16 protein-coding genes and 1 pseudogene are annotated in these 19152 nt (G+C 71.8%); 12 read left to right on the top strand and 5 right to left on the bottom strand.

Translation table 11 applies throughout. From position 1 onward, the window contains the following. Positions 1–366: pseudogene (locus tag AB4039_RS19530) on the bottom strand (amino acid transporter); the annotation flags it as partial. A 242-nt stretch (positions 367–608) separates the two neighbouring features. Here AB4039_RS19530 and AB4039_RS19525 point away from each other — a divergent pair. Then, positions 609–1169 (top strand): hypothetical protein, encoded by a 561-nt coding sequence (locus tag AB4039_RS19525; protein ID WP_442271340.1) that lies wholly within the window; start codon positions 609–611, stop codon positions 1167–1169. Positions 1170–1346: 177 nt separating this feature from the next. On the opposite strand, the gene AB4039_RS19520 is transcribed toward AB4039_RS19525, so the two are convergent. Next, positions 1347–2066 (bottom strand): TetR/AcrR family transcriptional regulator, encoded by a 720-nt coding sequence (locus tag AB4039_RS19520; RefSeq protein ID WP_266846569.1) that lies wholly within the window; start codon positions 2064–2066, stop codon positions 1347–1349. 94 nt (positions 2067–2160) lie between these two features. Between AB4039_RS19520 and AB4039_RS19515 the strand changes: the two genes are divergently transcribed. The 6 genes from AB4039_RS19515 (at position 2161) to AB4039_RS19490 (ending at position 8286) form a co-directional block, all read left to right on the top strand. Beyond that, positions 2161–2523: a darcynin family protein gene (locus tag AB4039_RS19515; protein WP_442271339.1), complete on the top strand. Its 363-nt coding sequence runs from the start codon at positions 2161–2163 to the stop codon at positions 2521–2523. Positions 2524–2739: 216 nt separating this feature from the next. Next, positions 2740–3807, top strand: coding sequence for a hypothetical protein (locus AB4039_RS19510; RefSeq protein WP_442271338.1), 1068 nt, complete (start codon positions 2740–2742; stop codon positions 3805–3807). A gap of 100 nt (positions 3808–3907) precedes the next feature. Further along, positions 3908–4522, top strand: coding sequence for a TetR/AcrR family transcriptional regulator (locus AB4039_RS19505; protein WP_266846564.1), 615 nt, complete (start codon positions 3908–3910; stop codon positions 4520–4522). Further along, the gene (locus AB4039_RS19500; protein WP_266846563.1) at positions 4506–6140 is read left to right on the top strand and encodes an isovaleryl-CoA dehydrogenase; all 1635 of its coding nucleotides are present in this window, start codon (positions 4506–4508) and stop codon (positions 6138–6140) included. Before AB4039_RS19505 ends, AB4039_RS19500 begins: the two co-directional genes overlap by 17 nt. A 270-nt stretch (positions 6141–6410) precedes the next feature. Next, positions 6411–7574, top strand: coding sequence for a S8 family peptidase (locus tag AB4039_RS19495; protein WP_442271337.1), 1164 nt, complete (start codon positions 6411–6413; stop codon positions 7572–7574). Between the two features lie 94 nt (positions 7575–7668). Next, positions 7669–8286, top strand: a complete 618-nt coding sequence (locus tag AB4039_RS19490; protein WP_266846559.1) for a class I SAM-dependent methyltransferase — start codon at positions 7669–7671, stop codon at positions 8284–8286. 261 nt (positions 8287–8547) lie between these two features. Here AB4039_RS19490 and AB4039_RS19485 read toward each other — a convergent pair whose 3' ends face one another. The 3 genes from AB4039_RS19485 to AB4039_RS19475 all read right to left on the bottom strand — a co-directional run bounded on the left by AB4039_RS19485 (position 8548) and on the right by AB4039_RS19475 (position 13381). Continuing rightward, the gene (locus AB4039_RS19485; protein WP_266846558.1) at positions 8548–10122 is read right to left on the bottom strand and encodes a M4 family metallopeptidase; all 1575 of its coding nucleotides are present in this window, start codon (positions 10120–10122) and stop codon (positions 8548–8550) included. A gap of 198 nt (positions 10123–10320) precedes the next feature. Continuing rightward, positions 10321–11364 carry a M36 family metallopeptidase gene (locus tag AB4039_RS19480; protein ID WP_442271336.1) on the bottom strand — a complete coding sequence of 348 codons (1044 nt, stop codon included), beginning with the start codon at positions 11362–11364 and terminating at the stop codon, positions 10321–10323. 127 nt (positions 11365–11491) lie between these two features. Next, positions 11492–13381 (bottom strand): APC family permease, encoded by a 1890-nt coding sequence (locus tag AB4039_RS19475; RefSeq protein WP_442271335.1) that lies wholly within the window; start codon positions 13379–13381, stop codon positions 11492–11494. Positions 13382–13762: 381 nt separating this feature from the next. Between AB4039_RS19475 and kdpF the strand changes: the two genes are divergently transcribed. The 5 genes from kdpF (at position 13763) to AB4039_RS19450 (ending at position 19131) form a co-directional block, all read left to right on the top strand. Next, positions 13763–13852 (top strand): K(+)-transporting ATPase subunit F, encoded by a 90-nt coding sequence (gene kdpF, locus AB4039_RS19470; RefSeq protein ID WP_037860493.1) that lies wholly within the window; start codon positions 13763–13765, stop codon positions 13850–13852. Positions 13853–13858: 6 nt separating this feature from the next. After that, positions 13859–15523, top strand: coding sequence for a potassium-transporting ATPase subunit KdpA (gene kdpA, locus AB4039_RS19465; RefSeq protein WP_442271334.1), 1665 nt, complete (start codon positions 13859–13861; stop codon positions 15521–15523). After that, the gene (gene kdpB, locus AB4039_RS19460) at positions 15520–17658 is read left to right on the top strand and encodes a potassium-transporting ATPase subunit KdpB (RefSeq protein ID WP_442271333.1); all 2139 of its coding nucleotides are present in this window, start codon (positions 15520–15522) and stop codon (positions 17656–17658) included. Before kdpA ends, kdpB begins: the two co-directional genes overlap by 4 nt. 8 nt (positions 17659–17666) lie before the next feature. Beyond that, positions 17667–18344 (top strand): potassium-transporting ATPase subunit C, encoded by a 678-nt coding sequence (locus tag AB4039_RS19455; RefSeq protein ID WP_442271332.1) that lies wholly within the window; start codon positions 17667–17669, stop codon positions 18342–18344. Positions 18345–18444: 100 nt separating this feature from the next. Further along, a complete protein-coding gene (locus tag AB4039_RS19450; RefSeq protein ID WP_442271331.1) occupies positions 18445–19131 on the top strand; it encodes a response regulator in 687 nt (228 codons plus the stop codon). The last annotated feature ends 21 nt before the right edge of the window (positions 19132–19152 follow it).

The following is a 19152-nucleotide window of genomic DNA, read 5'->3' as shown; positions in this document are numbered from 1 at the left end:
GAGCAGGGTCAGGACGAACAGCTTCCCCTTCCAGAACGTGAGCAGCCGCTCCAGCATGGCGATGGAGCCCTCGCCGTGCGGGCTCTCCTCGGCCACCCGCCGGTAGACGGGCAGGGCACCGAACAGGGTGAGCAGGACGAGCACGATGGTGGCCAAGGGCGAGAGCAGCCCGGCGGCGAGCGCGGCGATGCCGGGCTGGTAGCCCAGGGTGGAGAAGTAGTCCAGGCCGGTCAGGCACATGACGCGCCACCACGGCCGCCCGTGGGGCTGGGCCGCGGCCTCCTTGGCGGCGGGCGAACCGCTCTGCGCGGTCAGGCCTTCCAGCATCCACGCGCGCAGGCGCGAGGAGCGGGCGGGGGTGGCCATCGTGAGGAGCTCCTGTCGGACGGCAGGGAGTCAGCCATCGACATCGACGGCTGGGCCAGCGTACGCAACCTGATCACTTATCAATGCAAATAGGACTATATCGGCGCATTCTTAATGCGTATGGAGGCCACGGCGTTCCGTGCGCCCGCCATGGGCGGGGGCGCGTCAACATCGCGTAGCCGTACCGTCAGCGGCACGTCAGGGCCCGGCGCCGAGCACTCCCCCCGCCCTAACCTCACTCCATGGAACGACGTTTCACGCAGGCCGCGAGGGGTTCGGACGGTTCCGGGGCAGCGGGCTCCGGCCCCTGCGCGCACGACGTCCACTGGGCCGGCGAGAGGCGCTCGGCGCTGGGTGTCGCATCGCTCCTCTTCGCCGCCCTGCTCGTCATGGACGCCGGTTTCGGCAGGCTCGACGTGGTGCGGGGCGCGTTGTGGACCGGGCTGGCCGGTCTCGTCTTCGTGATCCTGCGCCCGCCCCGGGTCTGCGTACGCCCCGGGCTGCTGAGCGTCCGCGGGCTGCTCGTGACGGACACGGTCCGTACCGACTCGCTCGTCTCGGTCCGCTGGTCCCACGGAGTGGCTCAGCGGATGATCCTGCGGGACACGGACGGGAGCCGGGCCGAGATCGACCCGATGGTCCTCGTCCGCAATCCGGCGATGTGGCACCGCCTCGACACGGACGCCCGCACGTCGACCGGCCGCGGGACCCTGCGGTGCGGCTCGGGCGCCCTGCGGCGGCTGGCGGAGCGCATCGACGGCGAGACGGCCCGTGCGGTCTTCCGGGTTTCCGGACTGCGGTGACTCCCCGACGGGGCGGCCGGTCCGGGCCTCCGCCAGTACGACGTACCGGCGACTGGCGGTCCGACCCGCATCGCCGTGGTCACCGTGAAGGACGGCCTCATCACCTCCCACCGCGACTACGGGAACCCCCGCGCCATGACCCGGATCCGTCCCCTGCGCCCCCGCGGGGAGACCCGCTCAGGCGTACGGGTCGCCCAGCACGGTGAGGATCTCGCCGACGGTGCGCTCGAAGAGCGGCTCGGGGTCGGTGAGGGCGAAGTCGAGGTGCCCGAAGACCTCCACCGCGACGGCCCCGTACAGCCGCGCCCAGCAGGCGACGAAGACGTAGATCACCTCCAGCGGCACCGGCTCCCCCGCCAGGTGTTCGCGCACCTCCTCCAGTTGCGCCGCCCAGACCGGGTCCAGAGCGGCGGGAGTCCGGACGGCGCCGCGCCGCCAGAGCTCGACCATGAGACCGAGGACGACGCCCCCGAAGCGCCAGCCGGGGTCGTGGGCGGCGGACCCGGGCGCGGTGTCGGCGTCCGCCACGGGCTTGGCGAACAGCAGGGCGAACTCCCGCGGATGGGCCAGCGCCCAGCGGCGCAGCTCGCGGCAGACCTCGCGCAGCCGCTGCCCCGGCTCGTCGGCGGGCCGCCGCTCGCGCGCCGCGGCCAGGGTGGCGGCCAGCTCGTCGTACAGGTGCGAGACCAGGGCCTGGACCAGCTCCCGGTGGCCGGCGTAGTAGCGGTACAGACCCGGCGCGGTCAGGCCCATCTCACGGGCGACGGCGCGCACGGTCACCGCCTCGGGACCCTCCTCGACCAGCAGCCGCCGCGCGATGCGCATCGCATCGGCGAGCGCCTCCTCGCGCACGCGGTGGCGCCGTCGGCCCGCGGTCGTTCCCGGGGTGTCCGTCATCTGCGTGGGCCCGCCTTCCACTTGACAAAGTTAACAGGTATCACTTTAACTCTCCACGGGAGTTAACACTGTAAACAATTGCTTTGGGGGACTCATGAAGTACGGCATCGTGCTGACCTACACGCTCACTCCGCGCTGGCTGGCGCTGCCGCGCGAGGAACGCAACCGGATGCGCAGTACGCACATCGAGCCGGTCTTCGCACGGCACGCGGACCGGATCACGGCCCGGTTCTTCGACGCCGAGGCCTTCGGCGGTGCCGGCTTCTCCGACTTCGCCGTGCTGGAGACCGAGGACCTGGGCGCGTACTACTTCCTCATCGAGGCGCTGCGCGACACCCCGCTCATCAGAGACGGCCACCTCGTCCTCGGCGAGGTCCTCCTCGGGGTCCGGGACGGCTTCCAGGCGTACGAGCACGCCCTCTCCCCCGCCGCCTCGACTCCTGCCGCCCCGGCGTGAGCGGGCCGGCGCGCGACCCGCCCCGTGTCGCGCAGGCCGGTCCCGCCCGGCTGCGGCCGCTCCGGTACGGGATCGGGACGTCGTCGTCACGTCGCGGGGATGGACCCGGTGGCCGAAAACTGGCTCAGTGGGAACAGCCCGTCGTCACGGTCCATGTCCGTGGCAGCGGGGCCCTGTTCCGACCGGCCAGCATGTGACCCCAGGGGGTTTCGCGCCATGAGCGACGGCAGAGGTGGACCGGACGTGCCGCGTCCGGAGAACGACGCGTCGGTCCCGTCCCACGGGACCACCCCGGACGCCGGCGGAGGGTTCACCGACCCGACCCCGGGCGGGGACGGCATCATCGTCCAGGGAGGCCGCACGGCTTCCGGCTCGCACGACCCGGCGCGGGCCATCGGCCCCAAGCAGGACGACCCCCGGGCCATCGGCCCCAAGCAGGACGACCCGCGAGCCATCGGCCCCAAGCAGGACGACCCCCGGGCCATCGGCCCCAAGCAGGACGACCCCCGGGCCATCGGGCCCAAGCAGGACGACCCGCGAGCCATCGGGCCCAAGCAGGACGACCCCCGTTCGGTCGGCAAGGGCATCATCGTCCAGGGCGGGCGTACCGAGCACCCGGACAAGAAGGCGCGTCAGAAGCACGCCAAGAAGAAGATGAAGACCATGGCGCTGATCATCGGCGGTGTGTTGGTGGTCGCCGCGGGCGGGGTCTTCGTGGGGCAGCGGCTCGGCCACGACCCGGCCGCCCTCCAGCCCCAGGCGGTGGCCACGCCGTCCGGTGCCGCGTCGGCCGACGCGCCCGGCGGYGCCCCCGCCCCCACGGCCTCCTCCGACAGCGGCAGCCCTGCGCCCGCCACCAGCCCGAGCACCCCCGCCACGAAGGCGGCCACACCGGCACCTGCCGCCTCCGACCCGCCCACCCGCGGCGGCAACAGCCCCTCGCCGGCCCGTACGCCGCAGCCGCCGAAGCAGTCCGGCRCACCCGCCCCGGCCGCCACGCCGGTCCTGTCACTGCGTCCGACCGGAGTCCAGGAGTACTGCGCGAACGGCGAGTGGCCCCACACCCTTCTGGTCCGCAACAGCGGTGGCGGCAACCTGATCTGGTCGGTCGGGCAGCTGCCCGCCGGGGTCACCGTCAGCGAGGACGGCGGGTCCCTCGCCGCCGACGCGTCTCAGGTGATCACACTGGGCGGCCGGGCCGAACTGCCGCCCGCCGACGGCCGGTTCACGATCGGCTTCTCCAGCAACGGCGGCRGCGGCCGGGTGACCGTCACCTGCGCATGACGTAAGGGGCCGAGGCCGGGGCCGGCGCCGTGGCCGACGCCGGAACCGGTTCCCGCCCGGGTCTGGCGTGAAGCAATGAATCACTGCTTCAATCCTTCCCATGCCCTACCGCCGACCGCCCGCCGTGCAGGCCCGCCTCGACGCCCGCCGCGACCGGGTCCTGGAAGCCGCCGTCCGCCTGCTCTCCCGGGAGGGGTACGCCGGCTGCTCCGTCGCCGCGATCGCGGCCGAGGCCGGTATCTCCACCGGGAGCGTCTACCAGTCGTTCTCCGGCAAGTCCGAGCTCGCCGCCGCCCTCTTCCGGACCCTCGTGGCACGGGAGGTGGAGGCGGTGACCGCCGCCGCGGACCGGCCCGGGAGCGCCGCTCAGCGGGTGGCCGCTGCCGTCGAGACCTTCGCCTCGCGGGCGCTCCAGGCGCCCCGGCGGGCCTTCGCCCTGCTGGCGGAGCCCGCGGATCCGGCCGTCGACACCGAACGCCTCGTCTTCCGGCGGGCGTTCCGCGACGTGTTCGCCCGACAGGTCGCCGCGGGCGTGGCCGTCGGCGAACTGCCGCCGCAGGCTCCCGAACTGACGGCCGCCGCGCTGGTCGGGGCGATCGCCGAAGCGCTCGTCGGACCGCTCGCCGACGGCGACGCGGCCCCGGGCGAGGTCATCCCCGGCCTGACCACCTTCACCCTGCGTGCCCTTGGAGGACACGATGCCGCAGACGCATGAGGTCACCAACCAGGTACCTCCGCACCACGGATACGACGCCGCCGCGGATCCGGCCCTGCTGGAGGCCCTCGACCGCGAGGGAGCCGGCTGGTCCGTGCCCGAGCTGCACCGCCTCGGCGTCCTCGCCGGCTCGGAGCAGGCGGCGCAGTGGGGCCGGCTGGCCAACGAGAACGAGCCCGTCCTGCACACCCACGACCGCTACGGCCACCGGATCGACGAGGTCGAGTTCCACCCGTACTGGCACGAGCTGATGCGCACCGCCGTCTCGCACGGGCTGCACGCGGCCCCCTGGACGCAGGACGAACCGGGCGCGCACGTCGCCCGCGCCGCGAAGTTCATCGTCTGGAGCCAGGTCGAGGCGGGCCACACCTGCCCGGTCTCCATGACGTACGCCGCCGTCCCGGCGCTGCGCGCCGCGCCCGCCCTGGCCGAGTGGCTGGAGCCGCTGCTGGCGTCCCGCACGTACGACTTCGGGCTGCGCCGGCCCGACACCAAGCGCGGGCTGATCGCCGGCATGTCGATGACCGAGAAGCAGGGCGGCTCGGACGTCCGCGCCAACACCACGACCGCCGTACCGGCCGGGGACGGCACGTACCGGCTGACCGGGCACAAGTGGTTCACCTCGGCGCCCATGTCGGACGTCTTCCTGACCCTGGCGCAGGCCCCGGGAGGACTGTCCTGTTTCCTGCTGCCGCGGGTCCTGCCCGACGGCACCCGCAACCGGCTGCTGCTCCAGCGCCTCAAGGACAAGCTGGGCAACCGCTCCAACGCCTCCTCCGAGATCGAGTACGACGGGGCGTTCGGCTGGCTGGTGGGCGAGGAGGGGCGCGGGGTCGCGACCATCATCGAGATGGTCAACACGACCCGCCTCGACTGCGTCCTGGGCGGGGCCTCCGGGATGCGGCTCGGTCTGATCCGGGCCGTCCACCACGCCACCCACCGGCGGGCGTTCGGCAAGGCCCTCATCGACCAGCCCCTGATGCGCAACGTCCTGGCCGACCTGGCCCTCGAATCCGAGGCCGCGACGGCCGTCGCCGTGCGCTTGGCAGGGGCCACCGACCGGGTCGCGCGCGGGGACTCGGACGAGGCGCTGCTGCGCCGGCTGGGCCTGGCCGTGACCAAGTACTGGGTGTGCAAGCGCGCCCCCGGGCACGCCGCCGAAGCCCTCGAATGCCTGGGCGGCAACGGCTACGTCGAGGAGTCGGGCATGCCGCGCCTGTACCGGGAGGCGCCGCTCTCGTCCATCTGGGAGGGCTCGGGGAACGTCGCCGCCCTGGACTCGCTGCGCGCCATGGCGCGCCAGCCGGAGACCGTCGAGGCCTTCTTCGCCGAGGTGGGCCGGGCGGCCGGCGCCGACCGGCACCTGGACGCGGCGGTGGCCGGGCTCCACAAGCAGCTCGCCGATCCCGCCGAAGCCGAATACCGGGCCCGGCAGCTGACCGAGACCATGGCCCTGGCCCTCCAGGCCTCGCTGCTGCTGCGGCACGCCCCGGCCGCGGTCGCCGACGCCTTCTGCGCGTCCCGTCTGGGCGGCGAGCACGGCGGCGCGTACGGCACCCTCCCGACGGGAGTCGACACCGAGGCCGTCCTCGCGCGGGCGGTGACGGTCGCCGTGTGAGCCGGGGCCGGAGCCGGGCCGGAGCCGGAGCCGGGCCGGAGCCTGGCCGGAGCCGATGGCACGCACGCCACCGCCACCGCCTCTGCAACCCGCCTCGCCCCTTCCGTGGTGGATCCGGTCGTCGGGGGCGCGGGTCGGCTGGGCGTCCTTCGCGGACATCGAGCCCCATCCCATCGCCTCCGCCTCTGCAACCGGGGCGCCCTCCGGAACGTCTGGGCCGTTGACGGCAAGCGGCCGGGGCGGGGCGACGGGTGACGGAACGGACGGGACATGAGACGGGCGTACGGCAACACGATGCTGGTCACCGCGGTGGCGGCGGCACTGGGACTCTCGGCCTGCACCCCGTCCGGGGAGCCCGGCTCCGCGGCGCCCGCCCGGCCCAGCGGCGGATCCGGGACCTCTCAGGCGTCCCCCTCCGCCCACGCGCCGGCCACCGGCGGCCCGTCCGGGGCTCCGCACCCGACGTCCCACCCCTCGGGAGCCACCCCGGGAAACCCCGCGCCGTCGGGGCACACGGGCACGTCCCCCCTCGTGCGTACGGGTGTCCCGTGGAACCTGGACCGGCTCGACCAGCGCACCCGCCCCCTCGACGGCCGCTTCACGGCGGGCACCGACGGCAGCGGGGTCCACGTCTACGTGCTGGACACCGGCATGGACCTCAAGCACCCCGAGTTCACCGGACGCGCCACTCCCGGCGCCGACTTCATCGGGGCCCCGGACCAGGGCGACTGCTTCGGCGGGGACGGACTGGGCCACGGCACGTTCGTGGCCGGCATCATCGGCGGCCGCACCTACGGGGTCGCCCCCAAGGCCGAACTCGTACGCGTCCAGGCCATCGGCTGCGAAGAGGGCGGCAGCAGCGGGCCGGGCAAGGACAGCCCGCCGGCGGGCGAGACCTCCGTCATCAAGGCCGTCGAGTGGGTGACCGCCCACGCCCGGCGCCCGGCCGTGGTCAACATGTCCCTCAACCTCAAGACCCGCTCGCCGGCGCTCGACGCCGCCGTGCAGCACCTGGTCGAGTCCGGGATCCCGGTCGTCGTCGCGGCGGGCAACTTCAACGACGACGCCTGCGGACACTCGCCGGCCGGCGCCCACGGCGCCATCGTCGTGGCCGCCTCCACCGCCGACGACCGCCACTGGCGGGACACCGAGGGCTTCGGCTCCGGGTACGGATCCTGCGTGGACCTGTACGCCCCCGGGGACAAGGTCACCTCCGCGGTGGCGGGCGGCAGCGGTACCGCCACCAGCGACTCCGCCGCCACCTCGTGGGCCACCCCGCACGTGACGGGCGCGGTGGCCCTCTACCTCTCGGCGCACCCCGGCGCCACACCCGCCCAGGTACGCACCTGGGTCACCCAGCAGGCCACCCGGGACGCCCTGACGGCCGTCCCGCCGGGAACCCCCAACCGGCTCCTGAACACCTCCGCCCTCTAGCTCGACCGGCTACGGAAACGGCCCCGACATGTCGTCCGGGGGCGTCCGTGACACGCCGTCCACTCCTTCGGCGGCCGCGAAGAAAGAGCGAACCATGACCTCCGTCCTCACCAGCACCTCCGGGTACGCCGAGGCCTCCGACGCACTCGCCGAGCAGTACGAGAGCGTGACGTTCGAGGACGTGCACGCGGGTGTACTGCACCTGCTGCCGCCCCCCGGCGCCCGCGTCCTCGACATCGGCGCCGGCACCGGCCGGGACGCGTCGGCGCTGACGGCGCTGGGTCACACCGTGGTCGCCGTGGAGCCGACCGGCGAACTCCGCGCCCACGCCCGGCGGATCCACGCCACCGACCCGATCACCTGGCTCGACGACGCGCTGCCGGACCTCACGGCGACGGACCGGCACGGCCCGTACGACCTGATCGTCATCTCGGCGGTCTGGATGCACCTCACCGCCGCCGAGCGGGAGCGGTCGATGGCCCGCGTCGCCGCGCTGCTGGCCCCGGGCGGTCTGCTGCTCCTCTCGCTCCGGCACGGTCCGGTGCCGCCGGGACGGCGGATGTTCGAGGTCACGGCGGCGGAAACGATCGCACTGGCCGGGTCCCGGGGGCTGGCCTGCGTCCATCACGGCGACAGCGCGGACCCGCTCGACCGGGGCGGCGTGCACTGGAGCGACCTCGCCTTCACCAGGGGGAACGACGAAGAGTCCTGACGCGACCAGGAGCCCGCTCCGGCTCCTCCCGGCGCGGGAGCGGACCGCACCACGTGCCGCGCGCCGCCCCGACCTGCCGCGGCTCACTCCTTCCCGAGCACGGTACGACCACATCCCCGTAGGGGACCGAGGACAGCAGTGGGCGCCCCGCCCGGCCGGCACCCGGCCTCCGCCCCCTCCCCGGGCCGGCGCGCGCGTCAGGGGCCCGTCCCCCTCCCGGGGAGCGGGCCCCTGACGGCCGTTCAGGCGGGCGTCAGCGCGTCACTGGACGTTCACGGCCTTCCAGGCGGCCGCCACCTGCTGGTACTCGGTGCCGGTCGAGCCGTACAGGTCGGCCGTCGCCTGCAGGGTCGCGGTGCGCGCCCCCGCATAGTTGGTGGTCGACGTCATGTAGGTCGAGAGCGCCTTGTACCAGATCTTGTAGGCCTTGGTCCGGCCGATCCCCGTGACGGTGGAACCGTCGTAGGTGGGTGAGTTGTAGGACACCCCGTTGACCGTCTTGGCCCCACTGCCCTCGGAGAGCAGGTAGAAGAAGTGGTTGGCGACGCCGGAGGAGTTGTGGACGTCGAGCCGCCCGACGGTCTTCGACCAGTAGTCGGCGGAGGCGCCGTCCTTGCTGGGCTTGTCCATGTAGCGCAGCGGCGTGCCGTCGCCCCGGATGTCGATCTTCTCGCCGATGAGGTAGTCACCGACGTCGGCGGAGTTGTTCGCGAAGAACTCCACGGAGGTGCCGAAGATGTCGCTGGTGGCCTCGTTGAGGCCGCCGGACTCGCGGCTGTAGTTCAGCTTGGCGGTGGCGGCGGTCAGGCCGTGGCTCATCTCGTGGCCGGCGACGTCCAGTGAGGTGAGCGGCTTGGCGTTGCCCGCGCCGTCGCCGTAGGTCATGCAGAAGCAGCTGTCGTCCCAGAAGGCGTTGACATAGGCGTTTCCGTAGTGGACACGGGAGTAAGCGGCCTTGCCGTCACCGGCGATGCCGTTGCGGCCGAGCTCGGACCGGTAGAAGTCCCAGGTGACGGCGGCGCCGTAATGGGCGTCGACCGCGGCCGTCTGACGGTTCGCCGGCGAGCCGTCGCCCCACGCGTCGTCGGCGTCGGTGAAGAGGGTGCCGGTCGCGGTGGACGTCGCGCCGTTCAGGTCGTAGGTCTTGTGGCCGCCGCGGGCCCCGTCGGTCAGGCTGTAGACCGACCCGCTGGGGCTGGTGCCGAGCGCGACGGGGCCGGAGTACTCGCTGGTGCCGGTGCCCGTGTCGATGGCCTCGTACGAGTAGATCTCGGCGCCGGTGGCGGCGTCGGTGATGACGTGGCGCTCGCTGGGGGTGCCGTCGGGCTGCGTGCCGGTGACGACGGCCTCGTAGGCGAAGACCGGCGTGCCGGTCGCGGCCCAGACCACCTGACGGGCGCCGGCGGGCGCGGCCTTCAGGGTGCGGGCCGCGGACGGGGCTATGCGCGCCTCGGTGCCCTTGGTGGTCTTCCGGCTGCCGTCCTTCTTCTGATGGACGACCAGATCGCCGCCGAGGACGGGCAGTCCGCCGTAGGTGCGCTCGTAGCGGGTGTGGACCGTGCCGTCGGCATCCTTGATCACATCGCGGGCGACGAGGCGTTCCTGGTCGGACAGGCCGATGGCACGCGCGGTACCGGCCGCTCCGGTCTGCGCGTCGGCTATCGCCTGGGTGCGCGCCGAGGCCGACAGCGCCAGGGCCGTGGCTCCCGCCTCGCGCTCGACGGCCGCGCTGGCGGACCCGCCCTGAACGGAGATCGCGACCATCGCCGCCGACGCGACGACGGCGGCGGTGCGCAGCGCTCGGGTCCGGCTGCGGGAGGTGGGGGATGAGGACATGTGGTGGGGCACTCGTTCTCCTTCGTGGCCGTGGGGGCGGGTGTGAGATTGCCAGGAAGGAGCGAGTGTTTGACAGGTATGCAACAGGGATTTGACCTGTTGTTATCCGGAGACAGGACTTTCATGTCCGCTCAACGGTCAAAAAGGGAACATTCCGCTGGCCCAGGGGAGTTGACCTCGGGGCCGAGCGGATGTCCGTCACATGCCCGGGATCTGACGGGCCTTGAAAGCCGCGCGGACGGTGTCCGCCGCGGTCCCGCCGTACATGCGCTGAGCGGTGGCGATCGTCGTCAGCGCCGCGTCCTGGAAGCTGGTGCCGGGCGCGAAGCCGAACTGCGCGTTCACGATGATGCGGTCGGCGGTGCGGGACCCGAGGGCGCCCCGGATGTCGAAGAGGGCACGGGACCAGATCTCCCCGTCGGCGTGGACCTCGCCCACCCTGTCCGCGTAGACCTTGTTCCCGTCGATCCGGCGCAGGCAGTGCGGGGCGGTGCTGTAGGAGGTCGAGTCCCAGTCGGCGACGCACGCCAGGTCCGTCTTGCTCGGCCAGCCGTGGACGGCGTCCGCGTGGGCGCCGACCTCGACGGCCAGGTAGTCGCCGAAGGCCTCGCCGATCGCGCCGGCCTCCGGGGACGTGCCGAAGCCCGGGACCTGGGCGTTGTGCACGGCGTGCCCGTACTCGTGGACGATCACCTCGGCGTCCTCGGCGTCGTCGACGCCGCCCTTCCCGAAGCGGATCTCGGCCTTCTTGTCGGTGAAGAAGGAGTTGTCGGCGCCGTATTGGTTGATACGGACCGGCTGGGCCCGGTCGTTGGCCCCGGGCAACTCGCTCCCGAAGCCGAGGCCCTGCAGGTACTCCTGCGCCTCGTTGACCCAGAAGTAGGCCATGACCTGACCGAACTGGTCGTCTGCGCGGCCGTACCGGGCGGCGTCGGCGACCGTCGCGGCGGCGCCGGTCTCCGACCGGACGTACGCCCACTTCCCGGACAGGCCGCCGCTGCCGTCCAGGTTGCGCAAGGCGGCCGTGGTGTAGGCCGAGGCGGGCACGGCGTCCGCGCCGTCCTTGGAGTCGACGAGGGTCTGATCGCCCGAGGACTGCACGGGGTTGACCATGAAGACGCGCCCCTGGGGCAGGGAGGCGGCGGGGGCGGACCCGGTCGCCGAGGCCGGACCGGCCAGGGTGAACAGTGCCGCGGCGGCGGTGGCCGCCGCGGTCAAGCCGCGAGGGGAACGGCGGGGCATGGACATCCTCCTGTGATGGATGTGATGTGCCGGAGATTCGTCGGCGCAACGGTGCGGACGCGATCCTCGCCCAACCGGCCCGCCTTTGACCAGGCCTTGCGCCGGGCAATCCGTCCACAGGGACACGTCAGCGCGGCTCCGCGGTGATGCGGAACCTCAGCCGGCAGATCACCGCGTCGGTGTCCCGGCGTACCGCGTGGGCGACCACCGAGCCGCGCTGGTTCTGCAGCATCCGCTGCCAGAGGCGTTCCGGCTCGGTCTCCGGGATCAGGACGGTCACCTGGGTGTCCGGCTGCCGTTCCGTCAGCTCGCGGACGTAGCCCGATACGGGACGGCCCAGCGCGCGGGTCGGCGAGGGGAGTTCGACGAGCTCGATGCCGGGGTTCCACAGCTCCCAGTCGCGGCGCAGCGCTTCGGCGGCCCGTCGGTCCTCGGGCGCCGGGTGGGTGACGGTCACCGCCAGGACCTCGTCGCCGAGCGAGCGGGCCGCGGTCAGCGCCCGGCAGGTCAGCAGCGACAGCCCCGACACGGGGACGACGACCAGGGAACGGGAGCGCTCCGGGGGCTGCGGGACCCGGCCGAGCTCCAGGCGTTCACCGATCCGCCCGTATGCGCGGTGCACCTTCTCGAAGGCGAGGACGATCAGCGGCAGGGCCACGACGATCAGCCAGGCCCCTTCGGTGAACCTGGTGGCCGTCACCACGACCGCGGACACACCGGTGAGCAGTGCGCCGAAGCCGTTGAGCGCGGCCTTCGCCCGCCACCAGGCGGGGCGTTCCAGCGACCAGTGCCGGACCATGCCGACCTGGCAGATGGTGAAGCCGACGAACACCCCGATGGCGAAGAGCGGCACCAGGGTGTTGGCGTCTCCGCCGGAGAACACCAGCAGGACGGCGGACACCAGGGCCAGCCAGACCACACCGTGCCGGTGGACCTGCCGGTCGGCCTTGAGCGCGAACACGTGCGGGAGGTAGTTGTCCCGGGCCAGCAGGCCCATCAGGACGGGCAGCCCGCCGAAGGAGGTGTTCGCGGCGAGGGCCAGCAGCACCACGGTGGCGAACTGGACGACGTAGAAGGCCGCGTTGTGGCCGAAGGAGGCGTCCGCGAGCTGGGCGAGGACGGTCACGCCCTCCACCGGCTGGAGGTGGAACCGGCCGATGAGCAGGGACAGGCCGATCAGCATCGCACCGAGCAGGGCGCCGAGGGCGATCTCGGTGCGCTGGGCACGGCGGGCGGCCGGTGCCCGGAAGGAGGGCACGGCGTTGGCGACGGCCTCGACACCGGTGAGTGCCGAGCAGCCGGCGGAGAAGGCCTTGAGCAGGAGCAGCGCGCCGACGGTGGTGGCGCCGTCGCCGAGGGCGGAGGCGTGCCCTGCGGCGGTCTCGGTGGACACCGGCCCGTCCCGGAACGGACCGACGGTGATCATGGCGAGGATCGAGCCGACGAACACGGCCGTGGGCACGAGGAACGCCTTGGCCGAGTCGACGACGCCGCGCAGGTTCACGGCCGTGACCAGCACGAGCACGCCCGGGCAGATCCACACCCGCTCCCCGTACAGCGAGGGGAACGCCGAGGTCAGGGCGGCCACACCGGCGGTGACCGACACGGCGACGTTCAGGACGTAGTCCAGGATCAGCGAGGCCGCGGCGACCAGGCTCGTACGCGGGCCGAGGTGCCGCTTGGCCACCGCGTAGGAGCCGCCGCCGTCGGGGAAGGCGGCGATGACCTGTCGGTACGAGGCGACCAGTACGGCCAGCAGCGCGGCGATCGCCAGGGTCACCGGGAGGGTGAAGCCGAGGCCGTACCCCCCGGCCGCGGCGAGCACGAGCACGATCGACTCGGGGCCGTACGCGACGGAGGCCATGGCGTCCAGGGAGAGCGCGGCGAGGCCCTGGAGCGCGGTCAGCTTGTGCCGCTCCCCCGGCTCGGCCGCCGGCCCGGCGCCGGTATCAGGGGGCTCCTCCTGGCGGCCCGGCCCCTGTCCGGCAGCGGTTGGTTCTCCTGTGTGCATGGCCATGTCGCCGTTCCTCCGAAGTGGGCAGAGTGAGGACAGCGTCGGAGCCGCTCACCGCTGCCGTCGGCCACCTTGGCGAGTTCCATACGCCGACCGGACCACTCTTCACGCGCTCCGTACGCCGAGCCCCGCAGACGGGCCCGAGTGGCTCTGAACCCGAGACCCCGCGTCAGGGCCGCATCAAGGGTTGCCCCGCGCCCGTATGGACCCCGTCAAGGTCCCTTAACGCGGGGAGCCACTCGCGCTTTGCTCGGTATCGGCCACTCCGGCCGATTCCACTTCATCACTTCATCAGGAGCTCACGATGGCCGATCTGGCCTTCGTCGTCACCACGGTCGCGGTGTTCGCGCTGGTGGCTCTCATCGCCCGAGGGGTGGCCAAGCTGTGACCGTCGAGAACGTCGTCGGCCTCGTCGTGGCCGTCTCCCTGCTCGGATACCTCGTCCTCGCCCTCGTGTACCCGGAGAGGTTCTGAGCCGACATGAGTCCCCGGATCGCTGGTGTCCTCCAGCTCCTCGCTCTGATCGCCGCGCTGGCCCTGGCCTACCGTCCGCTGGGCGACTACATGGCCCGCGTCTACTCCTCCGAGAAGCACTACAAGCCGGAGAAGTGGATCTACAAGGCGATCGGCGCCAACCCCACCGCCGAGATGCGGTGGCCCGCGTACCTGCGCGGCGTCCTCGCCTTCTCGGCCGTGGGCGTCCTGTTCCTCTACGCCCTGCAGCGCCTGCAGGGCGTCCTGCCCGGCTCGCTCGGCTTCGCCTCGATCGACCCGGACCAGGCCTTCAACACCGCCGCGTCCTTCGTGGCGAACACCAACTGGCAGTCGTACGCCGGTGAGCAGGCGATGGGCCACGTCGTGCAGACCGGCGGCCTCGCCGTGCAGAACTTCGTCTCGGCCGCGGTCGGCATGGCCGTGGCGGTGGCCCTGGTACGGGGCTTCGCGCGCTCCCGCACCGGCGAACTCGGCAATTTCTGGGCCGACCTGGTCCGCGGCACCGTCCGGATCCTGCTGCCCATCTCGGTGATCGGCGCGCTGGTCCTGGTCGCCTGCGGGGCGATCCAGAACTTCGCCGGCATCCACGAGGTCGGCCAGTTCCTGGGCGGCACGCAGCAGTGGAACGGCGGGGCGGTGGCCTCCCAGGAGGTCATCAAGGAGCTCGGCACGAACGGCGGCGGCTACTTCAACGCCAACTCCGCCCACCCCTTCGAGAACCCGACCCCCTTCTCCAACCTCTTCGAGATCTTCCTCATCCTGGTGATCCCGTTCGCGCTCACCCGCACGTTCGGCCGGATGGTCGGCAACCTGCGCCAGGGCTACGCGATCCTGGCGACGATGGCCGTCATCTGGCTCGGCTTCACCGCCCTGATGATGTGGACCGAATTCGCCCACCACGGCCCGGCGTTCGAGGTCGCGGGCGGGGCGATGGAGGGCAAGGAGACCCGCTTCGGAATCGGCGGCTCGTCGATCTTCGCGGTGGCCAGCACCCTCACGTCCACGGGTGCCGTCAACTCCTTCCACTCCTCCTTCACCGGCTTCGGCGGCGGCATCGCGATGCTCGGCATGCAGCTCGGCGAGATCGCGCCCGGCGGTGTCGGCTCCGGTCTCTACGGCATGCTGGTCATGGCGATCATCGCGGTGTTCATCGCCGGCCTCATGGTCGGCCGCACCCCGGAGTACCTGGGCAAGAAGATCGGCACCCGCGAGATCAAGCTGGCCGCCTGCTACATCCTCATCACCCCGGCGCTGGTGCTGTGCTTCACGGCCGCGGCCATGGCCCTGCCGACCCCGCCGCACTCGATGCTGAACTCCGGGGCGCACGGCTTCTCCGAGGTCCTGTACGCCTACACCTCGGGCGCCAACAACAACGGCTCCGCCTTCGCAGGCCTGAACGCCGACACGCAGTGGTTCAACACCACCATCGGCCTCGCCATGCTGCTGGGCCGGTTCCTGCCCATGGTGTTCGTCCTCGCACTGGCCGGCTCGCTCGCCGAACAGAACCCCGTACCGGAGACGGCGGGAACCCTGCGCACGGACAAGCCCCTCTACGCCGGCCTGCTCGTCGGCACGATCGTCATCATCACGGGTCTGACCTACTTCCCGGCGCTCGCGCTGGGTCCGCTCGCCGAAGGGCTGGCGTCATGACCTCCGACACCAGGAAGCAAGAGGACGTCATGCCGACCGTGACTCCGACCCGCCCTCCGCACCAGGACGTACCCACCGGCCGGAAGCCGGACGGCGGACGCGTCGGCACAGGGCTGTTCGACCCCGCGCAGTTGCTGACGTCCTTCCCGGACGCCGTGCGCAAGCTCGACCCCCGGGTGATGGTCAAGTCGCCGGTGATGTTCGTGGTCCTGGTCGGCTCGGTGGTCACCACCGTGCTGGCCCTGAAGGACCCGACGGACTGGTTCGGCTGGGCGATCACCGCCTGGCTGTGGCTGACCACGATCTTCGCCAATCTCGCCGAGGCCGTCGCCGAGGGCCGCGGCAAGGCCCAGGCCGACACCCTCCGCAAGGCCAAGACCGACACCGTCGCCCGCCGCCTGACCCAGGACGGCCCGGGCGAGGAGCAGGTCCCCGGCACCGATCTGCGCATCGGCGACCTCGTCGTCTGCGAGGCCGGTGACATCATCCCCGGCGACGGAGACGTCGTCGAAGGCGTCGCCTCCGTCGACGAGTCCGCGATCACCGGTGAGTCCGCGCCCGTCATCCGGGAGTCCGGCGGCGACCGCAGCGCGGTCACCGGCGGTACGAAGGTCCTCTCCGACCGGATCGTCGTCAAGATCACGACGAAGCCCGGTGAGACCTTCATCGACCGGATGATCAACCTGGTCGAGGGGGCCGCCCGGCAGAAGACCCCCAACGAGATCGCGCTCAACATCCTGCTCGCCTCGTTGACGATCGTCTTCCTGCTCGCCGTCGTCACCCTCCAGCCCTTCGCGATCTACGCCGGCGCCAAGCAGTCGATGATCGTGCTGACCGCGCTGCTGGTCTGCCTGATCCCCACCACCATCGGCGCCCTCCTCTCCGCGATCGGCATCGCGGGCATGGACCGGCTCGTCCAGCGCAACGTCCTGGCCATGTCCGGCCGCGCCGTCGAGGCCGCCGGTGACGTGTCCACGCTCCTCCTCGACAAGACCGGCACCATCACCCTCGGCAACCGGCAGGCCGCCGAGTTCGTCCCCGTCAAGGGCGTCACCGAGGCCGAACTCGCCGACGCGGCCCAGCTCTCCTCCCTCGCCGACGAGACTCCCGAGGGCCGCTCCATCGCGGTCCTCGCGAAGGAGGAGTACGGACTGCGCGAACGCCACCAGGGCGAACTCGCCCACGCCGAATGGATCGTCTTCACCGCCCAGACCCGTATGTCGGGTGTGGACGTCGACGGCCGCAAGGTCCGCAAGGGTGCGACCGGTTCGGTCATCTCCTGGGTGGACGAGCGCGGAGGATCCGTCGCGGACGACGCGCAGGCGCTCACCGACGCGATCTCGCAGGCCGGCGGCACCCCGCTGCTCGTCGCCGTCGAGGACGAGGACGGCGCCCGGGTCCTGGGCGTCATCCACCTCAAGGACGTCGTCAAGGAGGGCATGCGCGAGCGGTTCGACGAGCTGCGCCGCATGGGCATCAAGACCGTCATGATCACCGGTGACAACCCGCTCACCGCCAAGGCCATCGCCGAAGAGGCCGGTGTCGACGACTTCCTCGCCGAGGCCACCCCCGAGGACAAGATGGCCCTCATCAAGCGGGAGCAGGCGGGCGGCAAGCTCGTCGCGATGACCGGCGACGGAACCAACGACGCCCCCGCGCTCGCCCAGGCCGACGTGGGCGTCGCGATGAACACGGGCACGTCGGCCGCCAAGGAGGCCGGCAACATGGTCGACCTCGACTCCTACCCCACCAAGCTCATCGASATCGTSGAGATCGGCAAGCAACTCCTCATCACCCGGGGCGCGCTGACCACCTTCTCCATCGCCAACGACGTCGCGAAGTACTTCGCGATCATCCCCGCGATGTTCGCCGTGGTCTACCCGGGCCTGGACAAGCTGAACATCATGGGCCTGGCCTCCCCCGAGTCGGCGATCCTGTCCGCCGTCATCTTCAACGCGCTGATCATCATCGCCCTCGTCCCGCTGGCCCTCAAGGGCGTGCGGTACAGGCCGGCCAGCGCCGACAAGATGCTCCGCCGCAACCTCGGCGTCTACGGACTCGGCGGCCTCGTCGCCCCGTTCATCGGCATCAAGATCATCGACATGCTCATCACCCTCATCCCCGGAATCGGCTGATACCCGCCATGAACAACTCCGTAGGCAACACAGCGCGTCTGATCGGCGCGGGCCTGAGGGCCCTGCTCGTCCTGACGATCGTGTGCGGCGTGCTCTACCCCCTCGCCGTCACCGGGATCGCCCAGGCCCTGTTCAACGACAAGGCCAACGGCTCCGAGATCAGGGACAAGAGCGGCGACGTCGTCGGATCCTCCCTCATCGGGCAGAGGTACGACCTGCCGAAGAAGGACCCCGACGACGCCGGGGAGGCAGCCAGGCCGGATCTCGACTGGTTCCAGCCCCGGCCCTCGAACGGCCTCGGCGGCAACAGCGTCAACACCCGGTACTCCCTCCTGCTCTCCGGCGCCACCAACAAGGCCGGCGACAACCCGGACCTCGTCAAGCTGGTCAAGGACGCCAAGGAGGCCGTGGTCGCCGACAATTCGACGGTGACCCACAAGGTCGATCCGCGGGACGTGCCGGCGGACGCCGTCACCTCCTCCGGCTCCGGCCTCGACCCGGACATCTCCCCGCAGTACGCCGACCTGCAGGTCCACCGGGTCGCCGAGCGGCACGGCCTCGACGTCAAGCGGGTCGAGAAGCTCGTCGCCGACCACACCCGGGGCCGCACCCTCGGCTTCATGGGGGAACCCCGCGTCAACGTCCTCGAACTCAACACCGCCCTCAAGGCACTGACCGGGAACTGATGGTTCGCCCCACACGAGCCGCGAGCCGGCGGGGTGCGCAGCGTTCGCACCCCGCCGGCTCCTCACCGTTCCGCTCGCGAAGAAGGAAGGCTGCACACCGATGACCCGGGTGCTGGTGGTGGAGGACGATCCCCAGCTCGTCCGCGCGCTCAAGATCAATCTCCAGGCGCGGAAGTTCGAAGTCGAGGAGGCTCCCGACGGCAGCTCGGCCCTGCGGCTCGCAGCGGCCCGCAGACCCGACGTCATCGTCCTCGACCTCGGGCTGCCCGACATGGACGGCATCGACGTCATCAAGGGGGTGCGGGGGTGGAGCCGGGTCCCGATCCTCGTCCTGTCCGCCCGGCACACCTCGGAGGACAAGATCCGTGCGCTGGACGCCGGTGCCGACGACTACGTCACCAAGCCCTTCAGCATGGACGAGCTCCTGGCCCGGCTCCGCGCGGCCACCCGGCGGCAGGCGGATCCCGAGCAGAGGACCAGCGCCATCACGCTGGTCACGACCGACGGGTTCACCATCGACCTGCTCGCCAAGAAGGTCCAGCGCGGCGACCTCAGCGTACGGCTCACCCCGACGGAGTGGCACCTGCTGGAGATCCTCGTCACCCACCCGGGCCACCTGGTCTCCCAGGGCCGGCTGCTGCTCGAAGTCTGGGGCCCGACCTACAGCGACAACACGAACTACCTGCGCGTCTACATGGCCCAGCTCCGGCGGAAGCTCGAAGCGGACCCTTCCCACCCCCGGTACCTGATCACGGAACCGGGCATGGGCTACCGCTTCGAACCGTGAACCACGCCGAACAGGAACAGG

The sequence above is a fragment of the Streptomyces sp. M-16 genome (assembly GCF_052114405.1).
GTDB lineage: Bacteria > Actinomycetota > Actinomycetes > Streptomycetales > Streptomycetaceae > Streptomyces.
The sequence above is the reverse complement of the archived record's forward strand: the minus strand, read 5'-3'. Positions and strand labels throughout refer to the sequence as shown.

What these genes read in the sequence shown, in the direction of transcription:
- AB4039_RS19505 (WP_266846564.1), top strand. Translation starts at nt 3,908, where the DNA reads ATGCCCTACCGCCGACCGCCCGCCGTGCAGGCCCGCCTCGACGCCCGC.
- AB4039_RS19485 (WP_266846558.1), bottom strand. Translation starts at nt 10,122, where the DNA reads ATGTCCTCATCCCCCACCTCCCGCAGCCGGACCCGAGCGCTGCGCACC.
- AB4039_RS19490 (WP_266846559.1), top strand. Translation starts at nt 7,669, where the DNA reads ATGACCTCCGTCCTCACCAGCACCTCCGGGTACGCCGAGGCCTCCGAC.
- AB4039_RS19475 (WP_442271335.1), bottom strand. Translation starts at nt 13,381, where the DNA reads ATGGCCATGCACACAGGAGAACCAACCGCTGCCGGACAGGGGCCGGGC.
- AB4039_RS19500 (WP_266846563.1), top strand. Translation starts at nt 4,506, where the DNA reads ATGCCGCAGACGCATGAGGTCACCAACCAGGTACCTCCGCACCACGGA.
- AB4039_RS19495 (WP_442271337.1), top strand. Translation starts at nt 6,411, where the DNA reads ATGAGACGGGCGTACGGCAACACGATGCTGGTCACCGCGGTGGCGGCG.
- AB4039_RS19480 (WP_442271336.1), bottom strand. Translation starts at nt 11,364, where the DNA reads ATGCCCCGCCGTTCCCCTCGCGGCTTGACCGCGGCGGCCACCGCCGCC.
- AB4039_RS19455 (WP_442271332.1), top strand. Translation starts at nt 17,667, where the DNA reads ATGAACAACTCCGTAGGCAACACAGCGCGTCTGATCGGCGCGGGCCTG.
- AB4039_RS19515 (WP_442271339.1), top strand. Translation starts at nt 2,161, where the DNA reads ATGAAGTACGGCATCGTGCTGACCTACACGCTCACTCCGCGCTGGCTG.
- AB4039_RS19525 (WP_442271340.1), top strand. Translation starts at nt 609, where the DNA reads ATGGAACGACGTTTCACGCAGGCCGCGAGGGGTTCGGACGGTTCCGGG.
- AB4039_RS19450 (WP_442271331.1), top strand. Translation starts at nt 18,445, where the DNA reads ATGACCCGGGTGCTGGTGGTGGAGGACGATCCCCAGCTCGTCCGCGCG.
- AB4039_RS19520 (WP_266846569.1), bottom strand. Translation starts at nt 2,066, where the DNA reads ATGACGGACACCCCGGGAACGACCGCGGGCCGACGGCGCCACCGCGTG.
- kdpA (WP_442271334.1), top strand. Translation starts at nt 13,859, where the DNA reads ATGAGTCCCCGGATCGCTGGTGTCCTCCAGCTCCTCGCTCTGATCGCC.